Origin of the sequence: Vibrio penaeicida (genome assembly GCF_002933855.1) — a bacterium.
Taxonomy (GTDB): Bacteria; Pseudomonadota; Gammaproteobacteria; order Enterobacterales; family Vibrionaceae; genus Vibrio; species Vibrio penaeicida_A.
In genome coordinates, this window is sequence record NZ_BFAQ01000047.1 from 38,317 (window position 1) to 62,629 (window position 24,313).

At 42.0% G+C, this 24,313-nt stretch carries 18 protein-coding genes; 7 read left to right on the forward strand and 11 right to left on the reverse strand.

Annotation, left to right across the window (positions count from 1 at the left end; translation table 11 throughout):
- Positions 1-49: 49 nt before the first annotated feature.
- The gene (locus tag VPNCDNU1_RS23810; protein WP_104402665.1) at positions 50-1,741 is read right to left on the reverse strand and encodes an L-lactate permease; all 1,692 of its coding nucleotides are present in this window, start codon (positions 1,739-1,741) and stop codon (positions 50-52) included.
- A 607-nt stretch (positions 1,742-2,348) separates the two neighbouring features.
- Between VPNCDNU1_RS23810 and VPNCDNU1_RS23815 the strand changes: the two genes are divergently transcribed.
- Positions 2,349-3,383 carry a S66 family peptidase gene (locus VPNCDNU1_RS23815; RefSeq protein ID WP_104402666.1) on the forward strand — a complete coding sequence of 345 codons (1,035 nt, stop codon included), beginning with the start codon at positions 2,349-2,351 and terminating at the stop codon, positions 3,381-3,383.
- Between the two features lie 163 nt (positions 3,384-3,546).
- Here the strand turns inward: VPNCDNU1_RS23815 and VPNCDNU1_RS23820 are convergent, their stop codons facing one another.
- The 3 genes from VPNCDNU1_RS23820 to VPNCDNU1_RS23830 all read right to left on the reverse strand — a co-directional run bounded on the left by VPNCDNU1_RS23820 (position 3,547) and on the right by VPNCDNU1_RS23830 (position 6,426).
- Complete coding sequence (locus VPNCDNU1_RS23820; RefSeq protein ID WP_104402667.1) at positions 3,547-3,972, reverse strand: hypothetical protein; 426 nt, start codon at positions 3,970-3,972, stop codon at positions 3,547-3,549.
- A complete protein-coding gene (locus VPNCDNU1_RS23825) occupies positions 3,969-5,216 on the reverse strand; it encodes a hypothetical protein (protein ID WP_104402668.1) in 1,248 nt (415 codons plus the stop codon). Before VPNCDNU1_RS23825 ends, VPNCDNU1_RS23820 begins: the two co-directional genes overlap by 4 nt.
- Positions 5,217-5,517: 301 nt before the next feature.
- Positions 5,518-6,426 carry a LysR family transcriptional regulator gene (locus VPNCDNU1_RS23830; protein ID WP_104402669.1) on the reverse strand — a complete coding sequence of 303 codons (909 nt, stop codon included), beginning with the start codon at positions 6,424-6,426 and terminating at the stop codon, positions 5,518-5,520.
- A 95-nt stretch (positions 6,427-6,521) separates the two neighbouring features.
- Between VPNCDNU1_RS23830 and VPNCDNU1_RS23835 the strand changes: the two genes are divergently transcribed.
- The 4 genes from VPNCDNU1_RS23835 to VPNCDNU1_RS23850 all read left to right on the forward strand — a co-directional run bounded on the left by VPNCDNU1_RS23835 (position 6,522) and on the right by VPNCDNU1_RS23850 (position 12,142).
- The gene (locus tag VPNCDNU1_RS23835) at positions 6,522-7,520 is read left to right on the forward strand and encodes an NADP-dependent oxidoreductase (RefSeq protein WP_104402670.1); all 999 of its coding nucleotides are present in this window, start codon (positions 6,522-6,524) and stop codon (positions 7,518-7,520) included.
- A gap of 248 nt (positions 7,521-7,768) precedes the next feature.
- Positions 7,769-9,469, forward strand: a complete 1,701-nt coding sequence (locus tag VPNCDNU1_RS23840; RefSeq protein WP_104402671.1) for an alpha/beta hydrolase-fold protein — start codon at positions 7,769-7,771, stop codon at positions 9,467-9,469.
- 20 nt (positions 9,470-9,489) lie between these two features.
- Positions 9,490-11,400, forward strand: coding sequence for a TonB-dependent receptor domain-containing protein (locus VPNCDNU1_RS23845; protein WP_104402672.1), 1,911 nt, complete (start codon positions 9,490-9,492; stop codon positions 11,398-11,400).
- 175 nt (positions 11,401-11,575) lie between these two features.
- Positions 11,576-12,142, forward strand: a complete 567-nt coding sequence (locus VPNCDNU1_RS23850) for an MAPEG family protein (protein WP_104402673.1) — start codon at positions 11,576-11,578, stop codon at positions 12,140-12,142.
- Positions 12,143-12,166: 24 nt separating this feature from the next.
- On the opposite strand, the gene VPNCDNU1_RS23855 is transcribed toward VPNCDNU1_RS23850, so the two are convergent.
- From VPNCDNU1_RS23855 to VPNCDNU1_RS23880, 6 genes are all read right to left on the reverse strand, one after another.
- Entirely contained in the window at positions 12,167-12,583 is a 417-nt protein-coding gene (locus VPNCDNU1_RS23855) for a GFA family protein (RefSeq protein WP_237324207.1), read from the reverse strand.
- A 165-nt stretch (positions 12,584-12,748) separates the two neighbouring features.
- Positions 12,749-13,543 (reverse strand): hypothetical protein, encoded by a 795-nt coding sequence (locus VPNCDNU1_RS23860; protein WP_104402674.1) that lies wholly within the window; start codon positions 13,541-13,543, stop codon positions 12,749-12,751.
- Positions 13,540-15,054: an NAD(P)-binding protein gene (locus VPNCDNU1_RS23865; protein WP_104402754.1), complete on the reverse strand. Its 1,515-nt coding sequence runs from the start codon at positions 15,052-15,054 to the stop codon at positions 13,540-13,542. Before VPNCDNU1_RS23865 ends, VPNCDNU1_RS23860 begins: the two co-directional genes overlap by 4 nt.
- Before the next feature lie 762 nt (positions 15,055-15,816).
- Complete coding sequence (locus VPNCDNU1_RS23870; protein WP_104402675.1) at positions 15,817-19,269, reverse strand: S41 family peptidase; 3,453 nt, start codon at positions 19,267-19,269, stop codon at positions 15,817-15,819.
- Between the two features lie 203 nt (positions 19,270-19,472).
- Positions 19,473-20,423 (reverse strand): hypothetical protein, encoded by a 951-nt coding sequence (locus VPNCDNU1_RS23875; RefSeq protein WP_104402676.1) that lies wholly within the window; start codon positions 20,421-20,423, stop codon positions 19,473-19,475.
- 277 nt (positions 20,424-20,700) lie between these two features.
- Complete coding sequence (locus VPNCDNU1_RS23880; RefSeq protein WP_104402677.1) at positions 20,701-21,666, reverse strand: AraC family transcriptional regulator; 966 nt, start codon at positions 21,664-21,666, stop codon at positions 20,701-20,703.
- Between the two features lie 121 nt (positions 21,667-21,787).
- Between VPNCDNU1_RS23880 and VPNCDNU1_RS23885 the strand changes: the two genes are divergently transcribed.
- Positions 21,788-22,252 (forward strand): anthrone oxygenase family protein, encoded by a 465-nt coding sequence (locus VPNCDNU1_RS23885; protein WP_104402678.1) that lies wholly within the window; start codon positions 21,788-21,790, stop codon positions 22,250-22,252.
- Between the two features lie 284 nt (positions 22,253-22,536).
- On the opposite strand, the gene VPNCDNU1_RS23890 is transcribed toward VPNCDNU1_RS23885, so the two are convergent.
- A complete protein-coding gene (locus VPNCDNU1_RS23890) occupies positions 22,537-23,061 on the reverse strand; it encodes a DUF6795 domain-containing protein (RefSeq protein WP_104402679.1) in 525 nt (174 codons plus the stop codon).
- Positions 23,062-23,320: 259 nt separating this feature from the next.
- On the opposite strand from VPNCDNU1_RS23890, the gene VPNCDNU1_RS23895 reads away from it, so the two are divergent.
- Complete coding sequence (locus VPNCDNU1_RS23895) at positions 23,321-24,136, forward strand: AraC family transcriptional regulator (protein WP_104402680.1); 816 nt, start codon at positions 23,321-23,323, stop codon at positions 24,134-24,136.
- Positions 24,137-24,313 lie beyond the last annotated feature (177 nt).

A 24,313-nucleotide genomic window follows, 5' to 3' on the forward strand; every position in this document is an offset into this window, starting at 1 on the left:
CGAATATTGGGCGTCTTTGCGCCCATTAATCTACTTTTAGAACAATTTCTTATTTCATTAAGGCATCCGTGACTTGGAAGCCGTAAATCACCACCATGCCTATCACACCGGTAGCAACAAGGTAGTAGAAAGTTGGGATAACTGTTTTGCGAAGTGTCGCACCTTCACGGCCAAGTAAGCCTACCGTAGCAGAAGCAGCGACCACGTTGTGGATGGCGATCATATTACCGGCAGCGGCACCAACCGCTTGAAGCGCGACTACAACCGCACTAGAAATAGAAAGAGTTTGCGCCACTTCATATTGGAATTGGCTGAACATCATGTTCGAAACGGTGTTGGACCCTGCAATGAACGCACCCAAAGCACCGACAGTAGCGCTTAACGCTGGGAAAGCATCACCAACCAGCCCAGCAGCAAAGTTTGCGGTAGTAACTGGCATACTCGCAAGGTCGGCACCATTAATACCCGAGTTGATAAAAATCCGTACCATTGGAATGGTAAACACCAAGACAAAACCTGCGCCAATCAACGTTTTACTGGATTCACCAAACGCTTTTACAAGAGGCGTTGCGCTGCGAGCCTGAATGAGCGTGGCAAGTAGCGCAACAAACACTAAGATCCCACCAGGCAGGTAGAGGGGCTGAATAGCAGCGCTTATGCCTGTTTCGCCAAGAATATTGCCGAATGATAGGCTGACACTCTTGAGCATATCTTTCAAATCAACGCTTACGCGGCTTGCAACAAGAATAACGGCAAGCAACACATACGGAAGCCACGCAATCGCAAGGCTCATTGGCTTACTCTTGCTATCTTCTAGATCGATTTTTAACGTACCAAGCCATTCTGCTTGCCATTTATCTTCTTTTTCAAAATCCCACTTGGACTTTGGAATGAGGAAGCCATTTTTTGCTGCGAGTACAACGATAGACAAGCCGACCAAACCACCGATAAGTGATGGGAATTCAGCGCCTAGGAAGACACCAGTTAATGCGTAAGGAATGGTAAAAGAGAGACCAGCAAATACCGCAAATGGAAGAATATCCAACCCTTCAGTCCAGCTACGATTTTTTCCAAAGAATCGAGTTAACATCATTGCCATTAATACAGGCATTAATGTACCGACAACCGCGTGAATTAGGGAAACACTGGAGGTGATCTGTTGTAGATACGCATCCCACGTTGAACCATTCGCAACCAGCGCTTCGCTGATATTGTGTGTATCCAATCCTTTGTTTACGCCAACGATAATAGGTGTACCGACAGCGCCGAATGAAACCGGAGTTGATTGGATCATCATCCCCATCAAGACTGCGGCTAACGCTGGAAAGCCAATGGCAACCATAAGAGGGGCGGCAATGGCAGCAGGTGTACCAAACCCAGATGCGCCTTCAATAAACGATCCAAAACACCAAGCAATGATGATCGCTTGTACTCGTCTGTCGGGAGAGATGTTGGTAAACCCATTGCGGATAACCGAAATAGCGCCGGTATGTTTTAAGGTGTTAAGCAAGAAGATGGCACCAAACACTATCCACAAAACAGAAACGGTAATCCCCAATCCTTGGAAAATCGAAGCAAGCACTCGGTTGGTAGACATGTCCCAGAACAAAAGGGCAATAACGACGGTTAACCCAAAGGCAACGGGCATGGCTTTCTTTGCTGGCCAATTTAGACCAACCAGCAAAATCGCAGCCACCACAATGGGCGAGAATGCGATTAAGGCTAATAGTGTTTCACTCATATGTAGGACCTCTAAAAGGCTTTAAGCCATCCGATGTTTAGCGGAAAAAGCTAAAGCTAAGTAATTTTTATACTTGTGTTATTTATGTTAAATCGGCGTGAATGTAGCGCTTTCGTTTTTATTGATATAGGGAATAAATGAAAATGATTAATTCCAAAAGTGACATAATCTTCCCGTTTTACACGTGAGGAAGTAGTAGTCATATGTGACAGAAAAATAGGAATGGCGTATTGTTTTATTGTAATAATTTCATATATAACAACGATATAAAATGATGACTGATGCGTAAAATGAACAAGAACTTATCGATTTGATTGTTGCTTTGTATGCTGAAATTCTAGGTGTAGCAAGCTGATAACAACCCGTTACCTATCTTTCATAGTGTGAAGTTGGTCGCCTCGTCTTACCCATCTAATTCTCACTTTTCTAACTTGGCAATTCATTTACTGAACCAATACAGAGGAACGTGTAATTGAAATATTGAAATACCTTTATCTATCTCTTTTCTCAAGCCTAGGCTATTTATGTAAGATTTAAGCGTATCTAATTGAAAGTAATGGATTACTGTGCTTTTCTGTTTGGACGTTTCTAATATGGATAACTCGAAATGAAATACCCAGCCCCTTTAATCGCAGGTAGCACGATTGGTGTCACGGCGTTTTCTTCTGGAATTGGAGAAGCGCATGAAGCGCGGTATCAATTTGTTCTCGAATATTTAAACTCGTTACAATTTAGAGTGATAGAAGGGAATTGCTTAAGAGGGCAGAGTAAACACGTTAGTGCTTCTGTTGAAGAGAGAGCTTCTGAACTGATGCAGTTTTTAATGGACGATGAGATAGATGCTATTGCGCCACCTTGGGGTGGCGAGTTAGCGATGGAGCTGCTTCCATATCTTGATTTCGAAAAACTCGCTAACGCGAAACCCAAATGGATACTGGGTTTTTCCGATATTAGTACAATCACATCGGTGCTCGCTTCTAGATTGGGCTGGGCTACTGTGCACTGCTCAAACTTGATGGATCTAACTCAAAATGCGACAGATCCTTTGGTATCAACTACTTTATCGCACCTTTCACAAAATGAGGGGGAGAGCTTTACCCAGTTCGCTTCCGAAAAGCATACAAAGACTTGGCCACCAATTACTGAGAACCCACAAGCTATATTGGAATGTAACATCAATACCAAGTGGAAATGGCTCGTAAAGCCCGAATCAGGATACAGCATAGAAGGCCGATTACTCGGTGGATGCTGGGACACTCTTCATCATTTGTTTAATACTGAATATCTCGATCTCAATGCTTTTACAAAGGAAGCACCAAAGGGTATTTTGTTGTATCTAGAAAATGCTGAGATGCCGCCGGTTGAACTTGCTCGTGTGATTTTAAATATGAAGTTTAGGCAGGTATTTAGTTCTGTTAACGGTATCCTCATTGGGCGAAATTGTGCCAAAGATGCAGCCGATCAAAATGAGCTCAGTTATCTAGAAGTATTAGAAAGGCATTTGGGTAACCTAGGTATTCCCGTAATTTACGATATGGATATTGGGCATGTTCCTCCTAATTTAACCCTAATCAATGGTGCGGTAACCAAAGTCACTTTAGATGAGCATGGGGCTGGCGCTATCGACCAGACGTTAATCTAGTTCGAGTCAATGTTGATCTACCAACAGACATCCCATGGTGCGGTGTAAGCTATAAGAATGAATCGCCACAGTGGAGACTAGTGTGGGTGCAGGAGCATATATTGATAAGGACCTGCTCCCTACTTGAGATATTGCGCACTTACTCGTTTCCAATTGCGATGATTTAGCTTTTGTCCGCGCTGGTTTGTGGATATAAGTGTGCCGAAATCAAAGCGAATAAAGCGCCAAATGCAGACTCGATGGTCAGATAAATTGTATTCAGCTCGTTAGACGAAATCTGTTTACTTTCAGCGTAGAGTATAGGGGAGATAACCAATCCTCCAATAAAGGAAACAAAAATCAAAACAATGAGTAATGCGAAAGGCAGTCCAATCATTTCTTGGCTTTTTATCAATCCGTCATGCGATGTAAACCACTTAACAACACCTGTGGCATAAGCAAGTGTAATAGGCAAAGACACCTCCTTAATTACAACGCCATCAGAGATGTCATAGTCGAATGCGAACCATAGCCCTATTGTTACCAATATATGACCTAAAACTATAAATAATCCAAGCCACATTGAAAAATTTTGTTTATTCAGAGTCATTTAACAATATCCCGACTGTATCTAACAGTGGAAAAAGCATCGTAATACCCGTTCAACTCTGTCACCCGTGACGCCTGGTCGGGACCGTATATTCGGGTTGCTCTTCTTGGTAGTACTGATTCGATACTTTCGTAGAGAGATATATACGCAGAAATTGCAAGTTTTCCCAACTCCGTGTTTTCCTGAAACTTGGCCGCGTCAATCTTACCATTTGAGCCATTGTCAGACTTTTCCCTAAAGTCTTTTTGTATACATTCTGTAAAAGCCTGCATTGCTGACAATACATCGTTTCTTGTCTTTTTGTCGTCTAGTATTATCTTCGTAAATTTCTCATTAGATACGATATTCTTTGACATACTATTTCCGAGTAAAATACAGTCATGATATCTTTTTTCATCTCTTAGAGTGCGAAGAATAGAGCCCATATATGGAATGACGCTAGATGTTTGTGTTGTTAATAAAGTGTTCAGTTGTTCAAAAATATGCTGGCTTAACGTTTGGTTAGGGTATATTTCGGTATGATCAATATTAAGCTTTTCCAATTTTCTTAATAGTTCAACGTAGTACTCATATAGTTTATGGGAATTCTTTAATTTTGCATATGTGCTCATAAACTCTAAAATTCGTCGAATATGGTTCTTATCTTTTTTAAGGAAATGAATATTCTGCTGAAATGCCGTGAACAATTCTTGCCATTTGCTTTCAGTAACGTAGCCATTCTCTATTAAAATACGAGTTGCGGCAAAAACCTTCTCTATATTTTTAGAGTTTATGTATCCTTTTGAAAAACCTTCACTAAAAGGATAGCTGTTATTAAATGCTTTCTGGGGGTCAGAGTAGGCTCTTACCTCTTGTGTGTGACCAATTCGAAGTCTTTTAATGTCTTTAGACGTATCAATTACCCGAAGGGGTATATAAGCAAATGGCTCACCATCTTCTTCACTTTCGTCAAGGTTGCCCGTTCGCTCTAGTTGACCAAAAATAAAAATAGTATTTGCTTGTTCTTTTGTATATTCCGTTTCTACTTCGTCTAAAAAGTGCCCATATTTGTTTCTATCTGAGTGTGGAATAATTCTACTGGAAGCATGAGGAAGTTTATCGGTTTGTGTATGAATAATAGCATTTAAAAATACTTTATTCGTATATCCAGTTACTTTTACCTTGAATTCATAAGTATCAGTCGCGTATAAAAATGGAGAGTTTAAGGCAATGACCAACCAAAAAATATGTTTCAAATACTTCATGAACTTATCTCCCTATAAGCAATGCATTCTCAACTTATGCGTCCTATTCCTTTAGCTATTACGACTTACCTTAAATTGATTTTTAACATCTAAACTTTAAGGCTTTATATTGTAGTAATTGTAGTGTGTGTTTAACAGTATGCATGTAACAGCGTTCATTCAAATTCATATAAGATTGTTGTTAGCCTATTGTAATATAAAGAATTCTTAAATTTGATAAAATGAAGTGTTTTTTATTTTTCAGCTCTTATTAGATTAAGTGGAAACCAGATACATCTAGAGTGTCTAGCTAAACGTATTGTTATGGATATTGCGACTTAACTTGCTCACAAATGAAATCGACAGCAGCTTTGATTTTAGGAATTGAGTATTCGAGTTTTTGATAAAGTAGGAAAATGGCAAAATCTCTACCGTGGCTTATTTGCAAGGGTTGATCGAAGGTTAACTCTTGCAATACGCCGGATTCAAAACTGGGCTGAAGTACCCATTTAGGCAGCATTAATATGCCTTCACCTTGTATGGCTTTGTTTAGTAACCAGTGTCCGTTATTACTTACCAGTTTCACCTTTCCAGATACGTCTTGCCATTGCCCGTCAATTTCACTTAACCAAGGTGTTGGACCGACAGGCGTTTTAAAAAATAAACCTTGATGATGAACGAGATCGGAAGTGCAAGTAGGCTTACCATTTTGCTGGATATAGGTTGGAGCAGCAGCGGCAACGAAATCATTATTCATTAACTTTTTGGCGACGACGCGTTCGTCTGGCGCGTAGCCACCTCGTATGGCGATATCCACGTCATCCTTTTCCAGCTTTGAAAGCTCATCACTTAACACGACATCAAGAATAACTTCGGGGTAATGCTTAGAAAAGTCGTCGAGAATAGGCAAAAGAATGCTTTCACCGAAACCAACCATAGCACTGATTTTCAATACACCTGTCGGTTCACTTTGATAATGCTTAACAAGCTGATCAGAAAAGTTTACTTGCTCGATAATGTGCTGAGCCTGTTGGTAATATTGCTTGCCCACCTCCGTCAGCGAGATAGATCGAGTGCTTCGGACAAGTAACTGTGCACCAAGCTCGGCTTCGAGATCGGCAATTCGCCTTGAAATGGAAGAGGCAGGAACGTGGCAATGGCTTGCTGCCGCTGAGAAACTCCCTTTTTCTACTGTTTCTACGAAGTAGGATAGTGCTTTTAGTTTGTCCATATTATTGCCTTTAAAGCAAAGGTGATTCGCTTTATGCAGCCTATTTGTAAATGAATCATTGTGCAATACTGCTTACACGATCTAAGGAGAAAACAATGACGCTAAATAAAGAAATTTTGCTTACCGCACGTCCAGATGGCAACCCTATCGGACCTCACATGTTTAAGGTTGTTGAGAATGAAATCCCAGTACTTTCCGAAGGTCAGTTTCTTATTAAACAAACTCATATGTCGATGGACCCTGCCATGATTGGTTGGATGATGGCCGATGAGGAAAGCTACATTCCGCCAGTGGCATTGAATTCTCGTATGCGATCTAGCGGTTTTGGTGAAGTTGTAGCGTCTGAAAACTCTGAGTTTGCCGTCGGCGACAAAGTGATGGGGATGATGGGCTGGACTGAATACGCAATAACAAATGGTCAGGGTATCAACAAGGTGTCGAATAATGTTGATGCAGAAACGGCACTTTCCGTTTTCGCCTTGCCAGGTTTAACCGCCACTCAAGGGCTACTTAATATAGGTAAACCCAAGTTGGGCGAAACGCTTGTGGTAACGGGTGCTGCGGGTTCGGTAGGTTCCATCGTTGGCCAGCTTGCAAAAGCAGAAGGTTTACGTGTTATTGGTGTGGTTGGAAGCGACGAAAAAGCAGATTGGATAGTCAATGAACTAGGCTTTGATGGGGCAATCAATTACAAAAAAGATGACTTGAAATCTCAACTAGAATCACTAACTCCAGATGGTGTGGATCTGTTTTTTGAAAACACAGGCGGTCCTATTCAGCACCATATATTTGACCGAATGAATGCTCACGGAAGAATTGTTGTGTGCGGTATGATCGCCGACTATACAGCCTCGGAACCTTCAGCAGGACCTAACTGGATACCATTAATCAAAAAGCGAATCACGGTACAAGGTTTTGCTATGCCGGATCACCTTAATCAGATTCCTCAGTTGTTAGAAAAGCTCACACCTTATGTCATGAATGGACAAGTTCAGTACAGAACACATGTATTGAACGGGCTTGAAAGTGCCATGTCTGCAATGAATCTTTTCTTTACGGGCGAGAATAAAGGCAAGCTTCTGATCAAGCTTTAATTTATTAAGAGATTCACTTTTCATGTCGACCGGTTGAAATAGGCGAATACTGAGCTCGACATGAAACTCACTCTTAAAGGTATATCTTTCTTTAAGGTATATCATTTCAAAAGTTAATATTTATTAGATAGTTAGATTAACATAGTAATCATTGTCTCATGAATGTAACATTTCTTTACCTGCTCATCCCCCCAAGTATAATCGCGCCGAATTAACGATAATGATAATTATTACTATTGGCGGCGCTCATGAAAATGTTTACCGCTTCTGCGTCTTTATTCTCGTTAGGTTTGATGACCTCGGGAAATCTACTCGCAGAAGAAAAACCAGAAGACTTAGTTCTCAAACTTGGTGTCTCTAAGCACATTGAATTGAGTATTGAAGCACGTAAGACAACTCGTATTTCTCTTACTTCAAACCGTCCTCAGTATATACGAGGAACATTTTCCTACGATGGTGATCTCGCCAGTATCAAAGTTTATCGCAGCGACCAGTCATTATCTAAGTCGTTGTTTAATCGTGCACAAGCTAGAGATACACAGACAAGAGATATACAAACTAGTGAGCCGCAAGTAGGAGATACACAAGATTTAACGACCCATTCTTATCAGCAGAGATTCGAAGAAGAAATCTATCTTTACCTTCAACACGCAGATACGTATTCGATTGAGGTTCAGGCAGGGAATAATGCAGCCAACGTTCAGTTTACGCTTCGTGATGTTCCACTAAAAGAAGATAGAGTTGTTAACCCATCAGAACCAATTCTAAGCCCAAGGTTAAAGAGGTTGCAAAGTGCAATTAATGACAATGAAATCTCGGCAGAAGAAAGATTCTGGACAGAGTTAAAAGCGCAGGGCACACCACTTATAGAACCCATATCCGACCATGAAGATCTTCTTACTTTTCTATGGGAAGGTGACGTAAACAATGTCCGTTTATTGGGTGCGCCGTACGATGGGCACGCGCATTTGTCACGTATGGAAAACAGCAACACTTGGTACAAATCTTACCGAGTGCCTAAAGATTTTCGATTATCTTACCAAGTTGCGCCAAACATGCCTCGGTTAGAAAGCCCACAAGGGTGGGAGCAACGTAGGGCAATCTTGGCAACTCTACAGCCCGACCCAAGTAACCTTAACCCTTGGTCTATTCCTGAAGAAGGGCGAGTGTACTCTACAATTGAAAGTGGAAATCCGCCGAGTGCACATTGGTTAGAGGGTGCCATCTCCCAAAAAGGCAAATTGACTCATCATACCTTTTCTAGCGAGCTGTTAGGTAACTCTAGAAAGATATCGATTTACCGTCCTTTTAACGATCAAGAATTGAATGCGGATACGCCACTTCTCATCCTTTTTGATGGTGATGCCTTTTTAGATAAAGGGCTAACCCCATCCGTATTAGACGCCCTGATAGAAGCGGGCGAGCTTGCGCCAATGAGAGCCGTGTTTGTTAACAACCCTTCACGAAAGCTTCGAGGGATCGAGCTGCCACCTAACCCTGTGTTTGCAAAAATGATGGCAACCGAGCTTATGCCTTGGTTGGCGAAACATCACGAAATATCACCAAACTCAGATCAGACCGTCCTTTCTGGCGCGAGTTATGGCGGGTTAGCATCGCTTTATATTGCGCATCAGTATCCGCATGTTTTCGGTAAGGTACTTAGCCAATCAGGATCGTTCTGGTGGTCTCACGAAGACGCTGAATGGTTAACAAAGCAAATCTCGGAAAGCCCTCAAAAACCTATTCAAGTTTATCTGAACGCTGGTCTTTTCGAAGTCAAACCAGACTTCGCCAATATTTTGGGGACCAATCGAAACATGCATCAAGTGCTTATAGATAAAGGCTATCAGGTGATGTTCAAAGAATTTGCCAGCGGACACGATTATTTCAGTTGGCGTATTACGTTGGTGGATGGGCTTAAACGCTTGTTTCCAATGCCAGTAAAGTAGTAAATCATAAAGGACGAATAATGAAACTGTTGAAGTTAAGCTGCGCGGTCGCGGCAGCGCTATCAGTTGTACCTGCCATCGCTCAAGAAAATGCTCAAGATGAGGTTATGGTTGTTACAGCAACGACAAATCAGGTATCCATTGAGCAAGCACCTGCGTCAGTCAGTGTGATCACTTCAGAAGAAATCAGCAAAATTCCTGCAACGGACATTACTAAAGCGCTAGGTAAAATCGCCGGTCTGCAGCTCGATTCGCTTGGCGGAGATGAGCCTTCTATTAAAATCCGCGGTTTAGATTCGGACTATACGTTGATCTTAGTGAATGGAAGGAAAGTAAACTCAAAAGATGCCATTGTGCGTGGCGCGTTTGACATGTCGAGTATTCCAATGAGCGCGATTGATCGTGTTGAAGTGGTTCGTGGCCCTATGTCTACGCTATACGGAAGTGAAGCCATTGGTGGGGTAGTAAACATTATTCTGAAACAGCCAACGGACGAAACGTTTGTTGCTGGTAGCTTAGCGTTTTCAAAACCTCAAAAAGATGGTGGCGAATTAGCGAGCTATAACTTGTTTGCTAGCGGTTCTGTGATTCCTGATAAGTTACTTTTCAATACATCGATAGACGTGAGTGATCGCAAGGTATGGCAAGCCAGTGACGAACGCACTGCAACTTCAGCGGTTCAAGAAGGGCAAGAAAGAACAAGTTTTGATACCACGCTAACGTGGCTCGCGACTGAAAAAGATACCGTTTTGTTTGATCTCGGTTACGTGAAAGACGACCGTGTTGCTCCATGGCCAGGCTCTGGGACCAGTTACTACGAAAGTCAGCGGTCAGATCTGGGGGCAGGTTACGAGCGCGTATCGGATTGGGGTGTTTCCAACCTGAACTACTATTTCGAAAAAGCAGAAATCATTGAAGATAACGCTCACCCAGCGCTTCCAGATGTTATGACGGGCACGCAAACCAACCATAACGTTGATGGCAAAACCGTTTTAGCTTTGGGTAGCCACACACTAACCGCTGGGTTTGATTTCAGCCACACTGAAATTACCCACACCAAGTTTTACACCGACAGCGAGAAAAACCATCAGGCGGCGGTATATTTGCAAGATGAATTTGCAATAAACGACGAACTAACGTTAACGGCGAGTGGTCGTTACACCAAGCATAACGAGTTTGGTAGTCACTTTAGCCCACGAGCGTACCTTGTGTATTCAGCGACAGAAAACCTGACGATCAAAGGTGGTTACGGTGAGGGCTTTAAAGCGCCTGCCATCTGGCGTTCTTCAGATAAGTTCTTCATGATCAGCTGTCGTGGTGGTTGTTACCTAACAGGTAATCCAGATCTCAAGCCAGAAACCTCTAAGTCTCTAGAATTGACAGCGGTATACACTCAGCCAACATGGTTTGTGCAAGGTACGGTGTATCAAACCAAGCTGAAAGACATGATTGATCGTGACATGGATTCAAACAAAGGAACCTCGCCAGACGGTAAGAAGATCATTACCAACATCAACCGTAATGAAGTGGAAACCAAAGGCTTTGAAATTGAAGGGGAGATCGATCTTTCCGATACGGTATACCTAACAACCAACGCAACGTACACAGACAGCAAAGATACCAAAGCTGATAAAGAGCTACCATTTACACCAAAGTGGGCAGCGAATGCGGGCTTGAATTGGGCAACGTCTGATGAATTATCATTGTTTACAGACGTGAAATACACGGGTAAACAGCTTAACTGGGATCGCGAAGATTTGGCCGGTTTTACTACCGTTGATTTGGGTGGTCGTTACCAAGTGAGTGGTAATTTCGCTGTTAAAGCAGGTATTACCAATCTAACGGATTACCGTTTCGACGAGCAAGATGTTGATTACGGCTACGTAGATACAGGTCGTACTTTCTACGCTGCTGTCGATTTTGAGTTTTAATCCTTAAACTTTGTTTTAGTTCTGTTAAGCCCTGAATGTTCAATATTCGGGGCTTTTTACTTTAATACCCCATTTCATTCCTAACTAAGATAATAATTTGTCACGATATGGCAGGATTAATAGGGTGGTATACCCACCCGATTTATTGCCACTTTGGGGTTAAAAGGAGCTCGAAATGGACAAATTAGACGAAAAGCAGCGTAAATTCAGCAAAATAGTCATCTTCTATCCGCTTGGTGTATTCATCGCTTCGCTGCTAATTAATTGGCTAGTCCTAGATGTTAACGCTTTTAACGCGAGCATCCCTGATAAATCCATCATCGGTTCAATGGCTGTCTCTGGTGTGATTATGTTGATTAATCACGTTTGGCTGATGACAGCGACAGAGCTGGTGAGAGTGAAGTATAGAATCTACGCCACTCCGGAAGAGTGGAAAGCGAGCGATTCAAATATCGAAGATGTTTCGGACGTTGGTTGGCAAGAGCTTGAGCGCGTTCAAAATGCTCATCGTAATACCAATGAGAATACCATTTATTTCCTTGCTTTAGCATTGCCCTTTGCGCTTTTGGACCCACCTTCGGTTACCGCTTATCTTTGGATTGTTGCTTATGCGTTAGCTCGGTTAGGGTATACATACAGTTATTTGAGTGGGCAAGATAACTTACGTGGCTTGTTTATGACGCTAGGGCTTTTGTCTTCGTTTGGAATCGCGAGTTACTTTTTCATGTCTGTGCTGCTTTAGCCTTTGTAACCAAGCATTTCGGGGTTACTTGGGTATAGATGAAAAATGACTCAAAACCTCTGATGCCGTCATTGTGGGCGTACTGTTTGAAAAGCAATAGTAGCTTGGCTTAAGGTCGATGAAATACTGCATTGCCATATCCAACGTTTCCAATTGGGAAAACAGCCCAGCAGGAACATTGAATTGATTTGTTTGTTTGAATCGGCTGTACAAATGCGTACCACAATTCAAGCAAAATGCGCGTACCGCCCACTCTGAAGAGTCGTACTCCTTAACGTATTCTCTCCCAGTAATATCGACGTCTTCCCCACACGGTACCATGAGCGAAGGTCCACCATTCCATGTTTGACATGAATGGCAATGGCACACATTAAATTTGGGGCTAGGAGAGGTCACGGTGAGCGATACTTTGCCACACAGGCATTGGGTTGAGGAGGACATAATGGGATCCATAAAGTTGACCGAACCATTAAAATACTCCGTTTTGCTGACAAAACGTGTCAGGACACGGGTCATTTAAACAGCCAGTGAGACTGTTTTTGTGAATACCACCGGAATATAGAGGGAGACAGACATCCCCCCTATATTCATCTATTCACATCGTTATTAATGAAACAGTAGCAATGTCCCCAAACTGGATAAAGCGATGGCTAATAAACTCGCCGACAATCCATGCTGCACCGAGGACTTAGAGACGAATTGTTGCACCACCGTTGAAGTCGCAAACTGGCGACCTCCCCAATCCATTGACTTAAAATCAAAGCAAAGCGCTAAGAACAGTAAGTGGCTAGCCGTAATTATGCGAGCGTGAAAAAAATCATCTGCATGAATGGCAATAATGTAGGAAGCAATGTGGCAAGACATAAGCGTGAGTTTAGGAAGTACGTGCTTATACTCCACAAACAACAACTGAACTAACCATGCGCCATATATCACTTTAACTTGCCATGGTACAGCATGACCAAACAGAAGCATTGCGCCGTCACCTTTTAGCTGAGTTTGAGCACTTTCAACGGTCCAATAAGCAATAGCAGCGGCTAAACATAATGAAATTAATGCCGACATGGTTGCCTGTTTCTTTAACTGAACGAATATAAAACCGCCAGCTTGAAAAAGAAAAAATACAACTAACCCTTTATCGATGAAACCAACTTGGATCCAATGGCTTATCGCTAAAAAACACAGCAAGTTAAACCCTGTTTCTAGAAACAGGATACGTTTGATTTCTTCGTCGTTACCGACTTTTTTTATTAGCGGCCAAAAAACGATAGGAAATATCAAGGTTAACAATAATGTTATGAATACCGAGCTTTGTACAAGCTGATAGAAACCACTGCCATAAATAAAACAAATCGCTAAGAATAGTACTGAGGAAAGTGGTGCATAAACGCGGTTGTTCATGCGACGTCCTCTTTTGCACTCAGCTGTTCAGCACTTAAACGCACCGTTTCAATACAGCGCTCTAGAGTTACGGGGACATGCCAAGTTTGCTTAGAGTCTGAAAGGTACTCTCCAACCAAAAATAAATTGTGAAAGGCATCAACCGATAAGGATTGCATGCTTTTTGCTGTCGGGTGGGTCAGAGCGTGTTGAATAACCCAGCGTTGCTTGTTTCCCTGCTCGTCTCTTACAGTGCCGCCCTTAAACCATGTTTTGTAGCTTGTTTCTAACTCTTCCTCTGGAACCAGTTTCGCTCCTAGCCCAACATGAAAACTCATAAAAGCCTCTTCTTCGGCTAAAGAGGTATTTCCGAAGAGTTGCGTTAGCAATTCAGTTCGCACTTCGTGCTCGTTACATTCCAGCATAGGGCGCTGGTATACATCCCCCAAGGCATGGTTTAAATCCGTCGCAGTAACGGACAGGCAAATTCGTTCAACTTGGCCCACTTTTCTACTGGTAATGTGGTAACTCAGCCCCCACGGCGAGTCGACCGCTATACCCACGGTTTTCCTCTTTAAACTGGCGGGCATTTGAGAAAAATGAAATTGGAAGCCGTGACTAAATACATAATTGTAGTCCAGTGCTTTACTGTGATTACCGAGCAGTGCTTCAGTAACATGAGCAGGCAAAGCCAGCACAAAGAAATCGGCTTCGATAGTTTCCCCCTCTTTTGTGAGAGCACTAGAAATCGATGTGGCAGATTCATTCTGTTTCAACGACGTGACTTCGCATCCGAGATAAAAATGAACACCACTTTGTATAAGATGCTCGGTAAGAGGAGTAATAAAGGCATCGCCTATAGGTTCTCGAATTCCTAGGCTGTAAGCGTTTGGAGAGTCAGGGTGAAACGTGCCCGTTTTATTGTTAAGCAGATCTAACACGGATAGCGCTGGTGTACTGTCTGTTGCACCAATCCAACCTAGTAGTACGGGTTTTAGGAATTGAGATAGCCTAGGTCTTTGCTGATATTCAAAATATTCGCTGACGGGTGTTTTCAGCAATTTTTCCGCAGATAAGGTTTGCTCTAACCGTTTTTTAAACCAAAGCACGTCTTGAACAGGGACCTTTGAGTAGAGCATCGCGTAGGCAGATTTGGCATCATCCATGAGCTTTTCGACATGACGAAAGTAGCGACGTTGAAATTGCATGGTTTTGCCTTTTTTGCCCCACACAAACTGCACTTGCTCTTGGGGGTATAGAGAATCAAAGCAGCTTCCTGTCTCCGTTGGTATTTCCTTTAAAAAATTAAGTAAATTATGGTTTTTTGCAAACAGTTGTCTGTGAGTGAGTTCGTGTACACACCCATGAACAACCGTACCAAGGCACTTCCCCCCAGTTTGCTGTTCCTTATCGTAAATGGACACATTGTATCCACGCTTACGGCATTCATGGGCCATGGCTAAGCCTGAAATCCCTGCACCTAATATGGCGACATGAGGGCGATTTAAGCTATTTTTGTGAGAGCTTGTCATTTGTTGTTTTCTTCTTATGTAGGTACGTTCAAATAGGGTATGAGCGTTGTCGGTGTGCTTTGATTGGGCTTCCATTAACTGTTAAATCAATAACAACTACCGCATAAGACACGTGCGGTTAACGCATGATTTTTTCGTTTAGGCAGCAAAAATATTGGAATCTCAATCGCTTCAAGAACGGGAATGTTCCCAAAAGAATTTAACTCATTGGGCCTGATTGCCTCAATCCGCTGAATTCCTACAATTTTGTGAGAAATCAGCTAGCTAGAGCCAGTGGGCTATACAGATGGGTGACTAAAACTCTTTTTAATCAACAGGTTGAGTATAAAGAATTTTAATATGACTAAAGTTGCTATTCATGTTGTTTTTATGTGAAAACATGCACTTAATTCCAGATTAACAAAATAGAAAAATTTGTTTTACGGAAAGGGTGAATTAACTTATGTATATTTAAGTAATTAATATCAATGAATTAAGGGTATTTGGGCGATTTTATAGACAGCGAGAACAATCAAATTCGAAAAGGAGGTATACCACTACTAAAGCCAGCTAAAATGGTTGATATCTTACAAAGTAATAAGAGCTTTGATACTTATTGGATTGGTATCGTCAATTTTGGGCAATAACGTCAAATATCCGCCATCGTGATTACTATTCTACTGCTTCAAATAAAAAGGCGAGCCGCAATACTCGCCTTAAAATTAATCAATATTAGCCTTGGTTCAATAAAGGCTTTGGTTAAAAAACGCTTCCAACTCGCCTTTACGGTTGAATCTGGCTCAATGCCGCTTCAATGGCGGTATCCAGTTGCGTGTCTTTACCAACAACAATTTCAGAAGGTCGGTTAAAGGCTTGAATATCAGGGATGAGTTCAAGGTTCTCGTAGTAACGACCATCGGATGTTTTTAATGGAAGGTAAGGGAAGCTAAAGAAAATATCAGGATAAACTGAAGAGAACGCGCCCATTACCGCCGTTCCTGTCCCTGGAACAGGCTCACCAACAATAGGTCCGACGTTTAGATCTTGATAATATTGGCTAAACGCAGAGCCTTCTGAATAGGACGCGGAGTTCGCTATCACCACCGAAGGTTTCAACCAGCTACGTCGGCTAGCATCCGATGCGGGTTTGCCTTTTTGCGGAACGATAACCGCCGCTTTTTGGGCTGTTAGGAACTCAATCAAGGTATCAGCTAAGAAGCCACCGCGGTTAAAGCGTACATCAATGATCAGTGATTCTGTGTTTCTTAAGCGGCCAAGCGCTTCTGCTCGAAGGTGCTCAAAACTGTTAGCTGACATGTCTGGCAAGTAAACATAACCGACTTTGCCTTCACTTGTTTTAAGAACGTGGTCACGCCTTGCCAGTTCCCAACGTTTGCTAACCAGCCCATATTGCTCTCCATCGCTCATTGGGGTGATTTCTTGCTGCCAAGTGTTCTTTTCTCCTCTCATTAAAGTAACGGAGACAGGCGTGTCTACTTTGTTGTTTAATGCCTGAGAAAGTTCAGCGAGGTTAGAAACGGGTTTTCCATTTATAGCAGTAACGCGATCGCCTGTTTTAAGCACGACGTCTTCAATGTCGGCAGGGCCGCCGGGCAACACTTCTTCAATGATGAGGTTGGACAATGTCTTTTCTTCAGTCGTTTTTTCGGCAGTTTCGTCTGCATTTTCGCCGGCAGTTTCTTCGGCATCGGATTTTGCATCCGTATTCGAAGATTCTGTGCGCGCAAACGAGGGGGCAATGTTTTCGGCAAATACTAACCCAAGCGATGCCGTCTCGTCGTAACGCATAGGCGCTTTCGGATAGCCATATCCCCCAGTGTGAGAAGAATTCAGTTCGCCACTGAGCTCACTTAAAATGGTGGCAAAGTCGAGGTCATTGTTAATGTGTGGTAGAAACTTTCGGTAGTTGTTGCTATAGAAGTCCCAATCCACATTGTCCATATCACGGCGGTAGTATTGTTCTTTTGTTTGGGTAACGATTTGGTCAAATGCGGCTTTTCTTCTCGGTGCCACATCAAAATCGACTGGAAGATCAATGGCGTGATATATCGGTTCACCTGAATTCGTCTCTACTTCAATCACATCATACTCGGTGAGCAAGTAAGCGAATTCTTGGGTCGATGATATGTAAACGCTCTTGGCTTCTGGCAGACCAGAAAACAGTAATGAAGACTCATTGGTTCTGATGTTGTAACTAAACCCGCGAGTACTGTAATCGCCCGATGGGTCTGAATACATATCGATGACAAGCAAGTGATCACCCATTAAGTGCGCACCAATTACTGTGGTAGAGAAGGGGAGATGGAATGCCTCGCGATATTCAATATTGTTAGCGTTGAAAGCATAACTCGGTGCGCTTTCATTTTCCTCGGGCAGTTCGACGTCGTCTCTAAAATCTTTCTTAGCGCGATTATTCACAAATACGCCGTTAAGGGTATATCCGGTGTCTTCACCATCCGCCGATTTTGTACCGTACTTTGAGGTTTTCCAAAATAGAATTCTGCCGTTTGCGCTCCACTGTGGCATGCCATTGTAAAAGCCACTTTGAGATACATTAATTGAAGACTGGCTTCCATCGGCTTGAACAACATGAACCTGCTCTACATAAGGGCTAGGCGATAAGTGCACAGCAAGTTGTGAAGAATCGGGAGACCAAGAAAATTCCAATTGGTTTGATTCACTGACTGTTTCCGCAGAAATAAGCTCCACGCCCAAATTTGTGGCTTCTTCATTTTTGGAAGTAAGTGCGTCTTCGATTTTGTCTAATACAGAGCTTTCATTGCTGTCACTGAGATCAAGTACGTGAAGTGCTCTTCCATCCACAACGAACGCGAGCTTGCTCCCATCCGGAGAGTATTTTGGTTGAGTGACATTATGTTCTTCAGAAACAAGGAAGGGGGTTTCTTCAGTAATGATTGCTTTCGACAGGAGTTCTTCTTCTTTAACGGAATATGCCGCGTATAACCCCCATTTTCCATCCCGCAGTGCACTATAAATGGCACCATAGCCGTCTGTGGTGAAGTCGACGTGTTTTTCCGCACCAATCGTATTGGTTATATTTTTTACCGTTGTTTTTTCTGCATTGAAAGCATAAACATCACCGTACGAACTCAGTAACATTTCACCTACGTCGAGTTCTGATGGGACAAAGCTGGTGGCATTATTGGTGAAGTGGTATTGGCTAGGTTTTGGAGTGAAATTTTGAATAGTAATATTTACTTTTTTTGCCGCTTTATCGTTTTGCTTCTTAGTGTATAACTCACCATTATATGAGAACGCGAGGTTGTCATTTTCATCAAGAGACAGGTGTCGAACAGGGTGGCTAGACAAACGCGTAATTTGAGTTTTTTCTGCGGTTGCTAATTCGTAAAACCACACATTGAAATTCCCATCGCGTTCACTGAGGTAATAAAAACCGGATTCATCTTTGTTCCAAATAGGTTGTTGTGCCGAAATACGATCTTCAGTGAGCTGGTTGTGTTTACCTGTGACGGCGTCATAAAGCCAGATGTTTGGAACCGCAAAAGAACGTTGATGCTTGCGATATTCTTGGTCTTTGTGTGGAGAGTTGTACAACAACTTCGTTTCATCGGAATTCCAAACCGCATGTTTCGCCGGTACGCTCAGAACCGCGGAGGATTGATTAGAATGAAGTGCGACTCGATAGAGCTGATTCCCGAGAGGGTACAAGGATCCTTCTGGCAAGCTGTAAAAATCTTGCGTTTTATTGGTTAGCCTTGAAGTACTAAACAACAAAGCATCACCATTTTCGCTGAACCCAGTGGGAATATCTGAGCCAGAATGATACGTATGCCTAGCCATCTGGCCAGTTTCAAGGTTTATAGTGAATACATCATCGTTACCATAAGGGTTTGCTGCGAATGCGAGTGTTTGACTGTCGGGTGACCACATCAAATTATGCGGGTAAAAGTCTCCATTGGTGATAGCCCTAGCATCGCCCCCCTTACTTGAAACCAGAAATATCTTACTTTGATAGGTAAAAGCTAAGGTTTTGCCATCTGGAGACAAAGCGGTATTTCGCAGCCAGAGTGGTGCATTTGAAGCACCTGTTTCTGGAACCGTTTCATCCGCCGAATCTAGTACGGCTTTTTGTACTGCTGTATCGTTAGGTTTGGTGATTTGCGTTGCATGGGCTGGGGAAAGTACACCTGAAATTAAAGCAGCAAGTAGCGAAAAGCGCATGGTATGGCTCATGTCCATTTTCCTTATTTTTTATTATGAACTGCAGATAATTTGAACAAAACTCAAGCGAAAATGTTCACTAATTATTTAAGCATCTGATTGTTATTATCTATATCATTTGTTTGGTCAAGATTAGAAGTCAGTTTATTAATAAGGTTCGCTTTTTGTAAAGAAAAAGGCGAGCTACGTTGCTCGCCTTAGTTTCTGGATACTCTTTACTTGTTGCTCATATTATAGTTCAACGTTGTGCTCGCTCCTGTAGGGAAAGTGAGCAATAGCTCCAAACTGTCTGGCAGAACGTCGCCATCATGGTTATGGTATTGGTAACTGTAGTTCGTCACGCTCCCTTCTACAGTTTGTTTAAGATTGCGAATTGGGTGAAATGCCAACCCAAAGAAGTCTACGTCCACTTTCCATTCTTTGACTGGATCGGCGTAATACACACCATAAACGAGAGAGCCATCATCGACGTATTCCATTTCAACGGTTTTTGTTGGCTTACCAAATAGCTTTTGAGTCGCTTTTTTAATCTCTCCATTCGGGTGGTACTGAAGGAGCAACGTGTTCTTTTCTTTTGGTGTAGAGAATCGAGTTTCTCGAATTTTTCTTAGCTTTCCGTCTTCATGGTAGTAATAGTGAAACTCTCTAACGGCGGTATCTTCCCCAGTAATTGGGGCTTGTCTACGTTGAAGCAACTTACCATCTGCCCCGTACGTGTATTGAATTCGATATGACGCGATAGGTGTGCCGTCTAAATTCGTTGCTTCGTCATGAAACACTTTTTTGTTTTCGAACGTAACTTGCCCTAGAGCGTTGTAGCTGTAGTCGGAAACGAAATTCTCTTTTGTGTGTCGTACGTAGCTATTGATTGATCCGTGCTTCATCAATGCGCGAGCAGACTGCAATAAGCCTTGTTCGTTGTATGCATAATCAAAAGTGCTGTCTGCGTAATTTCGTTGAGTCACTCTACCTAGATGGTCGTAAGAATACGCCCCCGCTACTGTCGTTTCGCCACTGGCTTCTTTCGCGACTTGAGTCAAGCGAGCTGTGGTTGCTTGTACGCTATTGGAGTCCACATAATCTTCAAATACGGAGTAGTGTTCGTAAGCGGAGACGTTAAAAGCCGTTAAAATGGCGAGGGCAGCGAAGCTTCTTTTTAAAATCATATTTAATTACCTGTTTTTATTGATTTATTACCTTCTCCATACACTCGGTTATTGAACAGATGTGTATGAAGATAGGGCTCTCTGTATCATTTCTGAGAGCAATGCGAACTTATCAGGCAATATTTGTAAAGTAAGCAGCTTGGTGCATTATTTTAGAGTTAATTACTATGTTTGTGATATTTATTCAGATTAATAATCTAAATAAATGGATATTTGTGGATTTTAAAATTAGCCTGTTCGGTTCTTGATGTAAGAAGCGACAAAGCGCCTCACAAGATCAAGCTTTCTTGGTTTGGGAAGGGGGAAAACCAAAGGCTGCTTTATACGCCCGACTAAAAGCGGCTTCAGATTGATAACCAACGCTCATCGCAATACTTATAATGGATTCGTTCCCTTTGGTGAGCTTATCTTTGGCGAGATTCAATCTCCAATCGGTGACGTACTTTTTGGGTGTTGAACCTACTACTTGTTTGAAATGATCAATAAACGCCGTCCGAGACATTCCGGCAATCTTGGCAAGTGTATTGACATCAAGATTTGAATCAGGGGAGTGGTGAATGGTCGCCATTACCTTTGCTAAGCGTTTATCTGTGTGAGCGTTAATCCAAGATTGGTCATTTGCAGGAAGTTCTGAAATCCAAGATCGGATACTCTGGAGAATCAAGATGTCAGCTAATTTGGTGATGACGATACTGGATGCAAACTCTTCGTGGGCGAGCTCTTTCTGAATCAAAGATACGGTTTGGGAAAGGGTGGAGTAGAGGTGCGAATCAGAACCAATGAAAACGAAATCAGGCATCGAATTGGTAATGGAATGAGCAAGCTCGCTGTCGAACACAACCGTACCGCATAATGCTTGAGTTTTGGGACCAGAACCTTGAATAACAAGCTGCTCGTGATGATCCCCAATTTTCTCTATTTCCAAATCTAAAAGATTGACCGCCTCAGACCCTTTGCTATCCACAAAACTGTGCCCCATTCCTTTGGGTAGGAGGATAAAATCACCTTCTTGGAGCTCTATGCTTTTCTCCCCAATATTTAAGGTAGCGCTTCCGCTCGTAATAAGATGAAACATACAGCATGAGGGGATACTAGGCATCAATATTCCCCAAGGTTCTTCTAACAGAGAGTGCGTGTAAAAGACGCTTCTCATTGTTAAATACGCCAGTGGGGAAATATTTTCTGTTTGATGGGTGATTTTGTCCCGTAGACGATCTTGAGCGCTTAGGTTGCTGTTAGGCATTTTTTGTACTTCCTGCAAAGAATTACGAACTTTATGCAAATCAAATGATTGCCCATTTCTATTAAATACACAATTACCGATTCAACAGCTTGGTTATCTAACCAAGTGAAAGGAGAATAGTGTGTTTGATTCATTTTTGATGGTGCTGGAAATTGTCGCCTTTGTTACAACATCGCTACTTGCTGGGCTTTATTTCATTTTCAACAACACAGTAATGCCAGTATTGAAAGAGCTAAAAACACCAGAAGTTATGGTGAGAATTAATGAGGTCATTTTGAATAAGGCATTTTTGACGGTATTTTTCTGCTCGCCAGTTAGTAGCTTTCTTTGCATTTTGATCTTCTTGTACCAAGCACAAGCACCAACAATGCCATTCTTTCTACTAGGCTCAGGGCTCGCCATATCCGGTTTTCTTATAACGTTATTCTTTAATGTTCCACTCAATAATCGGTTAAAAGATTCAGGCACCCAACTGAATCAAACATGGCAACATTATCTTCAAAAATGGGGGCGCTGGAACGCGATAAGAGGGTATTTAAGTCTTGTTTCGATAACGCTTATGGCTTGCCATTTTGTCATTCAATAAACCGTATTTATGAAATCAGTGTGCAAATCCTATTCAGAATATTACAGGCCAACGCAAAGAGCCTGCGGTTTAACTGCAGGCTCTTTTTGGTGCGTACTGTTTGGAGTTTTATATTCTAGAGTAAGTTTTCAATTGTTTAACTATAGGCCTCAAGCCGCTTTAGCCTAGGCTATTGCTTGTCTTACTGCTCGATACAACCTAGCAACGGTTACTTCTTTCACCACTTTCAATATCATATACATTACTTGCGAAGTCTAATCTGCACTTAGGTGATAGAGGCGTCATTAATGTTTCCCCTTATATTCAAGGTATTCAAGATGACAAATACTGTATAAATCCTGAGGTATCTTCCCACCATTATCATAACTAAATGAAAAAACGCCCAGCTCGGTTTTTATGTTGCATACCATGTTTGATAGCGAACGGGTGATACTTTCAACTGGATTCAAAGTACTTATTGGCGAATAAAGTATCTTTACGTCTTTGTCATTGATTCTGGCTGATAAGTACCTGACCACTCTGGTTTCTGCAATTGGAATGAGCGGCTTTCTTGTCTCGTATTCATGCAAAGGAAATGAAAAATACCCATCTTCATCTGTGATGACTTCATCTTCATAAAGCTCACCATAGGCAACTCCTCTTTCGATAGTGATACCGCTAAGAGGTTTATCTCCATCCATCAATCGACCATTGATTTCTGGGCATAAGTGCACGACTCTTTTCTTAAACAAATCAACAGACTCCGCAATAGCTAAAATGGGTAATGTGGTTAAAACAAGCAACAAGCCTTTCAACAAAAACTTTGCCATTTTGTCCTTACCTTTGAATAGTGAGGGTCTGTAATTTACAGTAACGGGTACTCTTTATTAAACTCCACTTATAATTAGCTAGAACCTACTCGGAAAATACGTAATTGATAAGTATGTGATTTTCACGTATGTAAATGGAAAAAGCTCAATTTGAATCGTAGCTTTGTGGCATTGTATCGGTTAGTGATCAAATGAATGCCTATATTCTTAATGCAACCCCAACAAACACCTCCGAAGCTGATAAAAGGAATAACTCAACATGGACTATCAAACTTTTCAGCCCCATCAAGATTTGGAATCGCTCATTAGTCGTTATTGGACTTTGGAAGTTCCTGCAACCGCGGAGCAGCAAAGACAGCGAATCGTTCCTGATGGCGCAATAGAAATGGTGTTCATACTTGGAGACGATATCAAGCGATATACGTCTGAAGAGGATTTTATTATACAACCTCGCTCTATGGTGCTAGGGCAGATCACAACGCCTTTTTTTGTCGAACCTACAGGATATGTAAACTCATTTGCAATTAGCTTTTATCCTTATGGTTTCGCTAATTTTGTGAGTACATCGATCAGCACATTGGCAAACAAAGAAACGCCTTTAGATACGCTGTTTGACAAAGAATCTGCAAAAAAGTTGGAAGAGCAGATCATCCTAGCAACGGATACAAAACATAGAATAGAGATAGTCGAATCCTTTCTTCTGAATAAACTCAGTGATCAGCTGGTGGTCGACAACATTGTTACGTCAACAATAGATACGCTTTTATCAACAAACGGAAGTACATCGATTAGTGAGATTATGAAAGAAGAGCCATCAAAAAGAAGGCAACTAGAGAGAGCGTTTGTTAAGCAAATCGGTGTTAGTCCAAAGCAGCTAAGCAAATTAATTCGATTGCAGAGCGCTTTAAAAATGTTGCTCACTGAAGAAGGCGAAAGCTTTACAAATATCGCCTATAAAAACGACTACTACGACCAAGCGCACTTTATCAAAGATTTCAAAGAGTTTACTGGTGTTACTCCAAAAGAGTTTTTAGGTCATGAAAACATGGTGCTATCTTCCAAACTCTACAAATGAATCACTTTGTCGTATTTTTACAATTTTGCCTCCCGTCATCCGTTTAATGTTGCCTCATCGTTTCTACTCTTAGATGTGGGCAGTATGAAGAAAGCTACTTTTCGATTTATTCTTACCATTGCAGTGCTCATTTTTGGTAACACTGTTTGTTATAGCGAAGATAGAGTCGAATTGAAT